Source organism: Arenibacter echinorum (assembly GCF_003259375.1).
Lineage (GTDB): Bacteria > Bacteroidota > Bacteroidia > Flavobacteriales > Flavobacteriaceae > Arenibacter > Arenibacter echinorum.
The window spans coordinates 166,053-178,497 of sequence record NZ_QLLN01000004.1 but is presented as its reverse complement, the minus strand read 5'-3'; the positions used below and the strand labels follow the sequence as shown (position 1 = coordinate 178,497).

The 12,445-nt window shown below is 39.9% G+C and carries 13 protein-coding genes; 10 read left to right on the top strand and 3 right to left on the bottom strand.

The features are described 5' to 3' along the window. Positions 1–8 precede the first annotated feature (8 nt). Both hutI and hutH read right to left on the bottom strand, forming a co-directional pair. Positions 9–1,259 carry an imidazolonepropionase gene (hutI, locus tag LV92_RS11315; RefSeq protein ID WP_111623764.1) on the bottom strand — a complete coding sequence of 417 codons (1,251 nt, stop codon included), beginning with the start codon at positions 1,257–1,259 and terminating at the stop codon, positions 9–11. A gap of 51 nt (positions 1,260–1,310) precedes the next feature. Continuing rightward, complete coding sequence (gene hutH, locus LV92_RS11310; RefSeq protein WP_111623763.1) at positions 1,311–2,891, bottom strand: histidine ammonia-lyase; 1,581 nt, start codon at positions 2,889–2,891, stop codon at positions 1,311–1,313. A gap of 78 nt (positions 2,892–2,969) precedes the next feature. Here hutH and LV92_RS11305 point away from each other — a divergent pair, with 78 nt between their 5' ends. Together LV92_RS11305 and LV92_RS11300 are read left to right on the top strand one after the other, a co-directional pair. Further along, positions 2,970–3,863, top strand: coding sequence for a LysR family transcriptional regulator (locus tag LV92_RS11305; RefSeq protein ID WP_111623762.1), 894 nt, complete (start codon positions 2,970–2,972; stop codon positions 3,861–3,863). 41 nt (positions 3,864–3,904) lie between these two features. Further along, positions 3,905–4,456 carry a nitroreductase family protein gene (locus LV92_RS11300; protein WP_111623761.1) on the top strand — a complete coding sequence of 184 codons (552 nt, stop codon included), beginning with the start codon at positions 3,905–3,907 and terminating at the stop codon, positions 4,454–4,456. A gap of 9 nt (positions 4,457–4,465) precedes the next feature. Here the strand turns inward: LV92_RS11300 and LV92_RS11295 are convergent, their stop codons facing one another. Further along, positions 4,466–4,981, bottom strand: coding sequence for a DUF456 domain-containing protein (locus LV92_RS11295; protein ID WP_111624116.1), 516 nt, complete (start codon positions 4,979–4,981; stop codon positions 4,466–4,468). A 524-nt stretch (positions 4,982–5,505) separates the two neighbouring features. Here LV92_RS11295 and LV92_RS11290 point away from each other — a divergent pair. From LV92_RS11290 to LV92_RS11250, 8 genes are all read left to right on the top strand, one after another. Then, positions 5,506–5,832 carry a GIY-YIG nuclease family protein gene (locus tag LV92_RS11290; protein WP_245946356.1) on the top strand — a complete coding sequence of 109 codons (327 nt, stop codon included), beginning with the start codon at positions 5,506–5,508 and terminating at the stop codon, positions 5,830–5,832. Positions 5,833–6,404: 572 nt separating this feature from the next. Further along, the gene (locus LV92_RS11285) at positions 6,405–6,767 is read left to right on the top strand and encodes a BlaI/MecI/CopY family transcriptional regulator (protein WP_031442279.1); all 363 of its coding nucleotides are present in this window, start codon (positions 6,405–6,407) and stop codon (positions 6,765–6,767) included. After that, positions 6,764–9,310, top strand: coding sequence for a M56 family metallopeptidase (locus LV92_RS21990; protein WP_245946354.1), 2,547 nt, complete (start codon positions 6,764–6,766; stop codon positions 9,308–9,310). Before LV92_RS11285 ends, LV92_RS21990 begins: the two co-directional genes overlap by 4 nt. 158 nt (positions 9,311–9,468) lie before the next feature. After that, entirely contained in the window at positions 9,469–9,945 is a 477-nt protein-coding gene (locus tag LV92_RS11270) for a hypothetical protein (protein WP_111623760.1), read from the top strand. A gap of 32 nt (positions 9,946–9,977) precedes the next feature. Further along, positions 9,978–10,535, top strand: a complete 558-nt coding sequence (ruvC, locus tag LV92_RS11265) for a crossover junction endodeoxyribonuclease RuvC (protein ID WP_111623759.1) — start codon at positions 9,978–9,980, stop codon at positions 10,533–10,535. Further along, positions 10,513–10,929 (top strand): four helix bundle protein, encoded by a 417-nt coding sequence (locus LV92_RS11260; protein WP_317046766.1) that lies wholly within the window; start codon positions 10,513–10,515, stop codon positions 10,927–10,929. The genes ruvC and LV92_RS11260 overlap by 23 nt, the downstream gene beginning before the upstream one ends. Before the next feature lie 49 nt (positions 10,930–10,978). Continuing rightward, positions 10,979–12,112: a radical SAM family heme chaperone HemW gene (gene hemW / locus LV92_RS11255; RefSeq protein WP_111623758.1), complete on the top strand. Its 1,134-nt coding sequence runs from the start codon at positions 10,979–10,981 to the stop codon at positions 12,110–12,112. A 27-nt stretch (positions 12,113–12,139) separates the two neighbouring features. After that, entirely contained in the window at positions 12,140–12,445 is a 306-nt protein-coding gene (locus tag LV92_RS11250; RefSeq protein WP_111623757.1) for a GIY-YIG nuclease family protein, read from the top strand.

Below are 12,445 nucleotides of genomic sequence, written 5' to 3'. Positions count from 1 at the left end.
GTCCTTTTTTAGTTATTGCCGACTGCTAATTTTCCCTTTTTGCAGACAAGGGAAGGTGGCATCATTCCTTGCTGGTAAAGAATTTCTTTGTAATCCTTGGTTGGAAATGCAATAAGATCTGCTAATAATCCAGTTTGTAGTATACCGCGATCCTTTAAGTTCAAAGCCGCAGCTGCCCTAAAAGTAATCCCGGCCAACACCTCGGTATTGGAGAGTTTTTCAGAGGCGCCCAGAACAGCGGCCTGAAGCAATAAATTGCCCATTGGGGCGGAACCTGGATTCCAATCACTTGCAATAGCCAAGGCTGCTCCAGCATCCAACAATCGGCGGGAAGGGGCATAGTTGCAACCCAATCCTATAGAGGCACCGGGCAAGGCAGTGGCCACGGTATTGCTTTTGGCCAGTAGCTGAATTTCTATTTCTGTACTGGCTTCCAAATGGTCTGCACTTACTGCCTTATATTTAACTGCAACATCACTACCACCTGTCGAAAATTGGTCGGCATGTACGGTAATATCAAATCCCATTTCCCTTGCCTTTTCAAAATAGGGAGCTATCAAAGAAAGGGAAAAGGCCCCTTCCTCCAAAAAGGCATCGATTCTATTGGCTAACTTTTCCTTTTTTAAAATTGGAAACAGTAAAGTGCTGATTTCCGATAGATAATCTGCTGGACTTCCCTGGTAATCTTTGGGGACCATATGTGCCGCCAAGCAGGTAGGAATCAGGTCGGGCTGGCATTCTTCATTGGCTTGTGCAATAGCCCTCAGCATTTTTAGTTCCTCCTGTAGCGAAAGTCCGTAGCCACTTTTTACTTCTATAGTGGTCACTCCATGGGTCAAATGTCTGTCCGCTCTTTTTTTGACACCCTCTATTAGGGAGATTTTAGTGGCCTTTCTAGTTTCGGTAACGGTATCCCAGATTCCACCACCGGATTTGGCAATTTCGAGATAGGTTTTGCCGGAATTGCGTAGGGCATAGTCCTTGGCCCTGCTTCCGCCAAAGCAAATATGGGTATGGGCATCTATTAAGCCAGGAAGGCATACCATGTTGGATTGGATATGTATATTTTCGGCATTTAGGAGGTTTGCTTCCGCTTGTATTTCAGGATAAGGTCCTATGGCGTGAATTTTTTCATCCATCATAATAATACCCCCATTTTCCAATATCGGTAATTGCTCGTCGGATAGGGGTCCTTTTAGCGGTAGGCCTGCCATGGTCAAGATTTGCGTAAAGGGGCCTATAAGAGTATAGTTTTTCATGCTTATCGAATGTCTGAATTGTACAGGAGGTACTTAATGTTTTGCAATGGTCTAATATTTTTCAAATTCCGCTTCAAATGGACTTTCCATTTTAAGATTTTTGCGCTTCATTGTTTGTTGTACCGAAAGTATTATAGTGCGACCTTTGATCATTTCAATTCCTTTTTCAATATCGTCCGAAAACACTCTGTCTTTATTGGCAAAGGCTACTTTTTTGCGAATAGTTTTATGGACTTCATCCAGCAAGACTCCAGATTTCATGGGTTTTCTAAATTCAAAGGCCTGGGCTGCGGTCAGGAGTTCAATGGCCAATATTTTCTCTACGTTTTCCAATACTTGAAGGGCTTTTCTACCGCTGATGGATCCCATACTTACATGGTCTTCCTGCCCTAAGGATGTAGGGATGCTATCGGCGCTTGCCGGGAAGCAAAGGCCTTTATTTTCACTTGCCAAAGCGGCAGTAGTGTATTGTAGGATCATATAGCCGGAATTGATTCCGGTATCTTTCATCAACAATTTGGGTACCCCTGGGCTATTGCCTTCCAAGGCCAAATAAATACGGCGGTCCGAGATGTTTCCAATCTCGGAAGCGGCTAAGCACGCATAGTCCAGGGCCATGGCCAATGGTTGTCCATGAAAATTGCCCCCGCTAATGGTTAAGTCATCATTAATAATGATAGGGTTATCCGTAACGGAGTTTAATTCTATCTCCAACAATTCCTTCAAATGCAGCCAAGCGTTTCTGGATGCTCCATGTACTTGGGGAATACATCTTAGGGAATAGGGATCCTGAACCCGTTCACAATCTATGTGGTCCTGCATAATTTCGGAATCTTCCAATAGGAAACGGATTCTTGAAGCTACATGGCTATTGCCTTTAAAGGGGCGAAGCTCATGCAACTCTTTATAAAAGGGTTTAACGCTACCCTGTAATCCTTCGATCATCATGGCTCCAATGATGTCCGCATGTGTTAGGCAAGCGTGCATTTTGTCTATGGCCGTTACGGCATGGGCAGCAATAAATTGGGTGCCGTTTATTAGGGCCAGGCCCTCTTTAGGCCCTAATTCCAAAGGTCCAAAGCCATAAATTTTATAGAGTTGCGCTGTGGTGATCACCTTTTTTATATACCTAACCTTTCCCAATCCTATTAGAGGTAAAAATAAATGGGATAAGGGGGCAAGGTCACCGGATGCCCCTACAGAGCCTTGAGAGGGTACTATTGGAATAGCATCGTTATCAATATGCCAAATTATTCGGTCCAGGGTAGCTTCTGCAATGCCGGAAAAACCTTTGGCAAGGGAATGGGCCTTTAAAACGAGCATCAATTTGGCCATTTCGGTTTCAATTGGTTGTCCAACCCCTACGCTATGACTTTGAAGTATATTGTTTTGTAATATTTTGGTTTCGGATTTGGAGATCTTGGTGGTACACAAAGGACCAAAACCGGTATTGATTCCGTAAACAGGTTTTCCCATGTCCACAATACGCGCCACGACTTCATAACTGGCGCGAATTTTTTTTCTTGCTTTTTCTGAGATTTGTCCTTGGATCGTTCCCCGAGTCATGCCCAGAGCTAGGCCTGCCGTTAGATGATCTTCCCCGAAAAAAAAGGTTTTTTTTGAAGTAGTCATGGGATTATTTTTATCAATATAAAATTATTGATTAAGTTTGATAATCACCAATACTATTAATATACACACTTAATAACCATGGGTTATCAAATAGAGCTCAGACATTTCAATTATTTCTTGGCCGTGGCCGAAGAATTGCACTATAGAAAAGCAGCGGAAAAGCTTTGTATCTCCCAACCAGGTTTAAGTCGACAAATTAAACAAATGGAGGAGATACTGGAGGTAAAGCTTTTTGTCAGGACTAAGAAGAAGGTAAGCCTTACTGCTGCAGGGGAATATCTCAAAAGTGAAATAGAGTTTATCTTAAACCATTTGGAAGTCACCAAAAAGCAGTTGAGGCATATTAGGGATGGCAATTTTGGGGAGGTCCGGATAGGGTTTTTGGGTTCAGCCATGCAGGAAGTGATACCCAATCTTCTGATTAAGTTAAAGGATAAATTCCCTGGAATCCAGACTAATTTGGAGGAATTGTCCAACAATGCCCAAGTCAATGCCATTTTAAAGGACAAATTGGATATGGGCTTTGTACGTACGGCCAGAGTTCCGGATGGATTAAATATTCAACCGGTCTATACCGATACTTTTTCCGTGGTTTTACCGGAATTGTATCCTTTATTGACCAGGGAATTTACGGATGTAGGGCAATTGGCGGCAGAGAATTTTATTTTGTTCGCCCAAGACTATAGTCCCTTGTACTTTGATACGGTCATGAGCATTTGTGAGGATGCTGGTTTTACCCCCAAGGTTTCGCATAAATCTGTACATGCCCAGACAATTTTTAAGCTGGTGGAGAATAATTTGGGGATAGCTATAATACCCACTTCTTTGCAATATGGTTTTCAGATGAAAGTAAAATTTATTGAACTCAAGAACATTCCGCAAAGGGCGGTGTTGTCCGTTTGTTGGAAGGAGGACAATAGAAACCCTGCCCTGCGACATTGTATTAATTTATTGTTAAACGAAACAAAATAGGCTTTAAAAACCTTAGTTTGTAATATTTAAATTGATAAAGTATGATTTTTGATATAATTAAGAAGCGTCGGTCTGTTTTTCCTGCCCAATATAATGATAAACCTATAAGTAGGGAGAACATTGAAAAGGTCTTGGAGGCCGCCAATTTTGCGCCTACCCATAAGAAAACCGAACCTTGGCGTTTTAGGGTGCTACAAGGGGAGACCAAGGAAAAACTGGGTTTGTTTCTGTCGTTGAAGTATATGGAAACCGATCCCAAACCTAAGCAGTTCAAGGTAGAAAAGTTAATACAGAATCCTAAAAAGGCTGCGGCTGTCATAGCCATTTGTATGCAACGTGATCCCCTGGAAAGTTTGCCCGAATGGGAAGAGGTGGCTGCAACGGCTATGGCAGTGCAAAATATGTGGCTCTGCTGTACTGAGATGGGCATAGGTAGTTATTGGAGTTCTCCTGGCCTTATTAAATATATGGACGATTTTTTTGAGCTGAACTCAGGAGAGGTGTGCCTAGGCTTTTTCTATATGGGCTATTATGACGAAGAAATTCCGGAGGTCATTAAAAGACCTTGGCAAGAAAAAGTAACTTGGATGTAGCAATGCCGGTTAATTAAAAAAGGGAAATAAGTCCGATTTATATTCCCAGGCTTTATATATAAATAGGCCTAAGTAAATTATAGTAACCATAAATTTCAGGAAGGTTCCGGTTAAAAAGCCTAAAAAAGAGCCAAAGGCGGCCTTTAGGGCCGTTTTTTGATCGGCCTTGTTGATCAATTCCCCTATCAAAGCGCCTAAAAAGGGCCAGATTATGATCCCAAAAAATCCAAGAACCGGAAAAATCAGGGCTACTAAAAGTCCAACGGTGGTCCCAATCATTCCCCACTTACTTCCCCCGAATTTTTTGGTTCCCCAAACGGGAATAATATAATCGAGGGCAAAAACCAATATGGCTATGGCCAAGGTAATTCCTAAAAAAATCCAATCATCGGGAATCGCCTTTGTAAGATAGAGTAGGAGTAAGCCTACCCAACTTATAGGCGTTCCTGGCAGGACTGGGAGAAAACTACCCAATACTCCAACGAACATTAAAATGAACCCAAAAATTAATAAGGCAATATCCATAGGAATCTTTTGATTGCTTAGTTTGACGAACATAGGAAGGATTTGTTACATGGATTGGAAAGGACTGGGGCAGTCCCTTGGACATGGGTTGCTTTTTCTCAATGATTGAAAGTTGCACATGCTTGGTTTTGGCCAGTTTATATTTCAAATTTTGGTTGAGCATCTAGTGTGATTTAGCTCATGACATTTTATTTCAGGGGTATTCGTGAACCTTCGGTTTCTCCTCCCTGTCGGTCGGTCGAAATGACAGGGGATAGTCACTTCGACAGAGTCCCTTTTCGGGACGACGAGAAGTCGCACATATTGGTTTTTGGTGGGATGCATTTTCGTTATAGCCGTTAGGAGTGAATTGTAGTGCACAATTAAAGTTCAAGTCGAGCTATTAGTGCGATTTAGCTCATGACATTTTATTTCAGGGGTATTCGTGAACCTTCGGTTTCTCCTCCCTAGCGGTCGTTCGAAATGACAGGGGTGGTCATTATGTTATTAGTTGCTTTTCGAAACTTATAAATAATGAACTAAATTTGGGTAACACCAATACGAGCTTTCAATTGTTCTACAATCATTTTGTATATATAACCACAAACGAACATCGTACAACCCTTTATGTAGGAGTAACCAATCATATACAGCGTAGGTTATCCCAGCACTATTTCGATAGTCAAAATTCCAAGAAATCTTTTGCAGGCAAATATAACTATATTTATTTGGTGTATTACGAAGGTTTTGAAAACCCAAAAGACGCCATTGCCAGGGAAAAGGAAATTAAAAAGTGGCGAAGGGAAAAGAAAAATAGTCTTGTTTCTTCTTTTAATCCTAAGTGGGAATCCTTAAATAATCAGATTGTTTAGGGATTATAGGTCGCGTTACACGTTAAGTCACTTCGACATGAGTTGCTTTTTCGCAACGATTGAGAAGTTGTACAGGTTTTGGTTTTAATTTTGGTATCCTATCTTTCATGTTCATAGTGGTAGTTACATCGCGGATAACTTTCAAAACTTCGTTTAGCTACTTGTGTGATTTCTCCTTAGCAGTCGAAATGACTGGTCCAGTCACTTCGACAGAGTCCCATTTTGGGGACGACGAGAAGTCGCACAAGCCGGGTTTTAGTGAGGTACATTTCGAATTTTGCTTGTAATTGAGAAGTTAAGTTCAAAATTGAGGTTTAGGTTGCGCCACAAATGCGATTTCTCCTCCCTAGTGGTCGTTCGAAATGACTGATTTAGTCGCCTATTGCTGGTGTGAACCTACTTCAGTCGGCAGACAGGCGTTTTGCTCGTGTTTACCTAGAATTCAGATTAAATAAATTTCAGTACGAGCTGGGCGCTCGTAAGAGCTTCAAATCAAGTTTTTAACTAAAAAATTAGTTTAAACTAAATATTTAGTTATATTTGTTCTAGTGTTCAACTAAAAAGTTAGTTAAATGAAACAATTGACCAAAGCGGAGGAGGAGGTAATGCAGGTATTATGGCAATTACAAAAATGTAATGTAGCCGCAATTATTGACGAATTGCCGGAACCCAAACCGGCATATAATACGGTTTCTACCATTGTCCGTATTCTGGAAAGTAAGGGTTTTGTGGACCACGAGCAGGAGGGCAGGGGTTATCTTTATTTTCCATTGATCAAGAAATCTGATTACGGCAATCAGTCCATCAACAAATTGGTAGACGGGTATTTCCAAGGCTCTTTTAAAAGTATGGTCTCGTTTTTTATGAAAAAGAATGATATGAGCCTATCAGAATTGGAATCCATACTCAAAGACATTAAAAAAGAGAAGGAATGATACAGTATATATTAGAATGCATGGCTTTTCAGCTATTGTTTTTGATCATTTACGATCTGTTCCTAAAACGGGAGACCTTTTTTCAATGGAACCGGGTGTACCTGATCGGAACATTTGTGCTTTCCCTTTTGCTACCCTGGATAAAGATTGAGGCTTTTAAGACTACGGTGTCTTCTGAATATTTTATATATCCCGAGTATTTATGGGGCATGGATATGTCCGAAGGGATGGTTGTGGCTACTGAAAATTCTCCATCTTTTGATCTTTCTGTGACCAAAATAATTTTTTACACCGGAATGTTCATTGCGGCCGTATTGTTTGTCTATAAACTGTACCAGATACACCAACTAAAACGTCATGGCGAGATCCGTTACTTCAAAGACTTCACCAGGGTGGTAGTGCGCAATAGTAATATTGCCTTTTCCTTTTTTAGGTCGATTTTTTTGGGCGACCAAGTGTTGGAAAAGGAACATGAAAGCATTATTCAGCACGAACTGGTACATATAGAACAAAGGCATACCTGGGATCTGTTGTTTTTTGAGCTGATGCGCATTATAGGCTGGTTTAATCCCTTGGTCTACGTATATCAAAATAGGGTTTCCGAATTGCACGAGTTCATCGCCGATGCAAAAGTGGCCAAGACCCATAAGGCGGAGCAGTATCAATTATTGTTGTCGCAGGTCTTCCAGACCCAACATATTTCTTTCATCAATCAATTTTTTAAATCATCATTAATCAAAAAACGAATCGTCATGTTACAAAAATCAAAATCAAAAAGAGTTTGGCAACTCAAGTATTTATTGTTGTTGCCTTTGGTAGTAGGAATGCTGCTCTATACTTCCTTGGAAGCCAAGGAAACAATTAGTGTTGAACATGAACAAACATTGGACGATGCGTCGTTAATAAAAGAAATCAACGAAAAAATTAAAAGTCAGGTCCAAGAGAAAGGTTCTATTAGAGCAGTGCATTTCGCATTTACCCAATCTAAAAACGTGTATTCTGACCATATCATTCTAAGCAAGAATGATTATTTTGAAAGTAGAATTTTATCCAAACTGTATTATAAGAAAATGGCCGAAGATTCTAAAGGAACAATGCCGGATTGGACCTACAAAATGGCCGATCCTACCTCGGCTACTTATGATAATTACATAAGGAGCAAGAAGGCCTTTCAGTTATTGGATGAAAATTTGAATGCCTCTATAGCAGCCTATAAACTTTATGTAATGTTGTTGGATAATCGGGATAGCTTCTCCGAGGATTACTATTTATTTGAAGTTAAAAACACAAATGTTTTAACTGGAAATGAACTTAGGGCTTTAAACGGTAAGTTGGAAGAGATTTCTGAAAGTGGCAATAGCACCATGGACAATCTAATTATAACAGATGGTTTATATGATTTTCTAGTATTAAATAATGAAAAACATGAAAATTATATAGATCCTTCAATAAATATTCAAACTAACGGATTAAACATTCCACCCCCCAATCAGGATGATGTTGACGTTCCCTTTGCAGAAGTTGAAAGGGTTCCGATTTTTCCTGGTTGCGAAGACACGGAAAATATGAGGGATTGTTTTCAAAAACAAATGCAGAAACATATTGGTAAGAATTTTAATTATCCTGAAGAGGCCATGGAAAAAGGTATTCAGGGACGGGTAAATATTATGTTCGTTATTCAGAAAGACGGAAGTATAGGGAATGTTCGCATGCGCTCACCTGATAAAATTTTGGAAGCCGAGGCGGCCCGTATTATTTCCTTACTCCCGAAAATGGTCCCAGGGGAGCACAATGGAGAAAAAGTGCGAGTGGCTTATTCCGTCCCGATCACATTTAAGTTGGAAGGGAAAGAGGAATTTGGGACAAGTAGGAATAATGATGGCTCGTTGGATGTGCCTTTTGCAGTAATAGACAAAGTTCCAGTATTTCCAGGTTGTGAGGATGCAGAGGATATGAGAGCCTGTTTTAATCAAATGTTACAGAGGCATATTGGAAAGAATTTTAGATATCCTGAACAAGCCCAGGAAATTGGCATTCAGGGACGGGTAAATGTGCTGTTCATTATTCAAGAAGATGGAAGCATTGGTAATGTTAGGTTACGCGGTCCAGATATATTATTGGAGGATGAGGCGGCACGCATAATCTCTTTATTGCCGCAAATGACCCCTGGGGAACACCGTGGTGAAAAAGTACGGGTACCTTTTTCTATTCCGATTACGTTTAAGCTTCAAGGGCCTGAAGAAAATGAGTCGCCACAATCCCCAGAATTAACGTATGTTTCGAATACGATGTCCGTAATGGCAAATGTTAAAAAGGTTGGTGGTAAGGAGTATCTTCGATGTATGGTTACCGATGGAACCAAAGGGTTGCCAGGGGTAAATGTATCCATTCAAGGAAAAAATGAGACTATGGTTACAGACTTTGATGGGATAATTGAGATTGAAGTCCAAAAAGGAGATGTTTTAATTTTTCAATACAAAGGACTGCCTACTACAATGCTTACCGTTACGGATCAACAGAAATACCATATTACCAATAAGTAAACATTACTATTTCTTTCTAAGAGGTGACCACTGTACTACAGCAAAGGATATTTAATGAAAATTGTAGCCCATAGGATAAGATTATTCAGGAGGAAATTGACGTCGGCACCCCTTAAATTGATCAAAAAATTGTAATTTCCGCCCAGAATCTGGCATACATGAGGAAAGTTGCGGTTTTGGCTTGTTTTTGTCTTTTTACCTCTTGCGACTGGTTTACTTCCAACGAAGAAAAAACCCAAGAATTGGTAAATGAGGAAATGCGCAATATAAATTTCAATGAGGTTGATCGTTATCCCTTATTTGAGGATTGTGATGAAATGATGGATAAATCGGGGCAATTGGACTGTTTTCAAAATACACTATTGGAACATTATACTGAGACTTTGGAGGACTTTGAATTTCAATTTGTATCCGATATCAATACCTCTATATACGTGGATTTTCTGGTGGACTACAAAGGGGAAATATCCGTCTTGGAAGTGCAGCGCAACCAGGATATTGAAAATCAGATTCCAGAATTTCAAAGTATTATCACCCAAAGTCTAAAAGGCTTGCCCCCATTATCGCCTGCATTAAAACGCGGGGTGCCGGTATCCTCAAAATTTAGGATTCCTATTATTGTGAATTCCAACTGAAATATAAATCTAGCATCTAAACAATTCCTTCCTTGGCAAATGAAAAAATAATATTGGGTATAGATCCTGGAACTACCATTATGGGTTTTGGCCTAATAAAGGTGGTGAATAAAAAAATGGAGTTTCTTCAGATGAACGAACTCCTGCTTCAAAAATACGATGATCCTTATACCAAGCTAAAACTTATTTTTGAGCGCACCATAGAGCTTATAGATACCTACCACCCGGACGAAATTGCCATTGAAGCACCCTTTTTTGGCAAAAACGTCCAATCCATGCTCAAGTTAGGCAGGGCTCAAGGGGTAGCCATGGCCGCAGGATTGTCGCGCCAAATTCCCATCACGGAATACCTCCCAAAAAAGATTAAAATGGCCATTACGGGAAACGGTAACGCCAGTAAGGAACAGGTGGCCAAAATGCTACAAAGTGTACTGGGGTTAAAGTCGCTCCCCAAAAATCTGGACAGTACCGATGGCCTGGCCGCTGCAGTCTGTCATTTTTATAACGAAGGCCGAATAGAAGTAGGCAAAAGCTATAGTGGTTGGGATGCTTTTGTGAAACAAAACGGTGACAAAATCAATAAACAATAATCAATTAGCAATTACCAATATTTTATTTATGGGTTCTGATAGTAATCCTTTAGCAGAGAAGTCCTATGCTTTTGCATTAAAAGTAGTAAAGTTATATAAGGAAATCATCAGAAAGGAAAAGGAGTTTGTAATATCCAAGCAATTGTTAAGGGCTGGAACATCAATTGGGGCTAATGTTTCCGAAGCAAATGGTGCAATTTCAAAGGCGGATTTTTCCGCTAAAATTTCTGTTGCATATAAGGAGAGCCTAGAAACTAAATATTGGTTGCACCTTTTAAAAGATTCAGATTATATTTCGTCCATCGAGGCGGATAAATTAATAGCGGAGGCAGATGAACTATCTAAAATTATGTTTTCCATTCTGAAGACAACAAGGATAAACAACCCAAAATGATTCATAATTCACATTGTTTATTGCTAATTGTTAATTGTTCACTGAAAAAATGAGCGGCATCTATATCCATATTCCTTTCTGCAAGCAGGCTTGTCACTACTGCGATTTTCATTTTTCTACCAATATGGGGAAGAAGGAGGCTATGGTGCTGGCCCTAATCAAGGAATTGGAACTTAGGAAGGATGAGTTTAAGGAGGAGGTGGTACAAACCATTTACCTTGGGGGTGGAACTCCATCGGTTTTGAACACGGCAGAAATCGACCAGATAATTGAGGCGGTTTATAGTAATTATACTGTGTTAGGTGCCCCCGAGATCACTTTAGAGGCCAATCCGGATGATCTGTCCAAAGAAAAGATAGAAGAATTGGCCAAATCGCCCATCAATAGGCTGAGTATTGGAATCCAATCTTTTTTTGAAGAGGATTTAAAAATGATGAACAGGGCGCATAATTCCAAGGAAGCGGAAGACTGCATCGTACTGGCCAAGAATTATTTCGATAATATTTCCATCGATCTTATTTATGGCATTCCCGGAATGAACAATGATAGGTGGATTTCCAACATAGAAAAGGCCTTGGACTATGGAGTACCCCATATTTCCAGTTATGCCCTTACCGTAGAACCTAAAACCGCCTTAAAAGCATTTATAGATAAAGGACTTATTCCAACGGTTGATGATGAATTGGCAGAGGTACATTTTCATATTCTGGTAGAAAAATTGGAAGCTGCAGGCTTTATTAACTACGAAATTTCCAATTTTGGAAAACCTGGTTATTTTTCCAGGAACAACACGGCCTATTGGCAAGGAAAAAAATACTTGGGAATCGGACCCTCCGCCCATTCGTATGACGTTATTCGTAGGGGGTGGAATATTAACAACAATGCCAAATATATTAAAGCCATTGCCCAAAATGAGTTGCCTATAGAAGTAGAGGTGCTGTCCAAAACAGATCGCTACAACGAATATATTATGACCGGGTTACGAACCATTTGGGGTGTATCTCTGGAGCGAATAAAAACCGAGTTTGGCCAGAAGTTTTATGCCTATTTGGCGCAACAGGCTCATAAAAAAATAGAGGACGGATTACTTTATATAGAGAAGGATCATTTATTGGTCTCTAAAAAAGGCAAATTTTTGAGCGATGGGATTGCCGCCGATTTATTTTTGGTTAACTTGTCCTGAACTTGTTTCAGGACCAAAGCTCTTTTTGTGACAAAAGGTTATTTCTATATCCTTAGTAATTCAACAAGAAATTTATTGTATGCCGGGGCGACTAGAGATGTTATTAAACGATTAAGGCTTCACGAACTGGGTATGGCTTCAGTTTTTACAAAGAAATATCATATTAAATATTTGATATATTTTGAAGAATTTAAGGAGATTGAAGATGCCTTTAAAAGAGAAAAGCAAATAAAAAATTGGCATAAAGACTGGAAATGGAATTTGATCAAGGAAATGAATCCGGAATTGTTAGACTTAAGGCATCGATTTGAACAACTAGTGATGCATTATTAG

Coding starts and splice junctions, on each gene's coding strand:
- hutI (WP_111623764.1), bottom strand. CDS start 1,259: ATGAAAAACTATACTCTTATAGGCCCCTTTACGCAAATCTTGACCATG.
- hutH (WP_111623763.1), bottom strand. CDS start 2,891: ATGACTACTTCAAAAAAAACCTTTTTTTTCGGGGAAGATCATCTAACG.
- LV92_RS11305 (WP_111623762.1), top strand. CDS start 2,970: ATGGGTTATCAAATAGAGCTCAGACATTTCAATTATTTCTTGGCCGTG.
- LV92_RS11300 (WP_111623761.1), top strand. CDS start 3,905: ATGATTTTTGATATAATTAAGAAGCGTCGGTCTGTTTTTCCTGCCCAA.
- LV92_RS11295 (WP_111624116.1), bottom strand. CDS start 4,981: ATGGATATTGCCTTATTAATTTTTGGGTTCATTTTAATGTTCGTTGGA.
- LV92_RS11285 (WP_031442279.1), top strand. CDS start 6,405: ATGAAACAATTGACCAAAGCGGAGGAGGAGGTAATGCAGGTATTATGG.
- LV92_RS21990 (WP_245946354.1), top strand. CDS start 6,764: ATGATACAGTATATATTAGAATGCATGGCTTTTCAGCTATTGTTTTTG.
- LV92_RS11270 (WP_111623760.1), top strand. CDS start 9,469: ATGAGGAAAGTTGCGGTTTTGGCTTGTTTTTGTCTTTTTACCTCTTGC.
- hemW (WP_111623758.1), top strand. CDS start 10,979: ATGAGCGGCATCTATATCCATATTCCTTTCTGCAAGCAGGCTTGTCAC.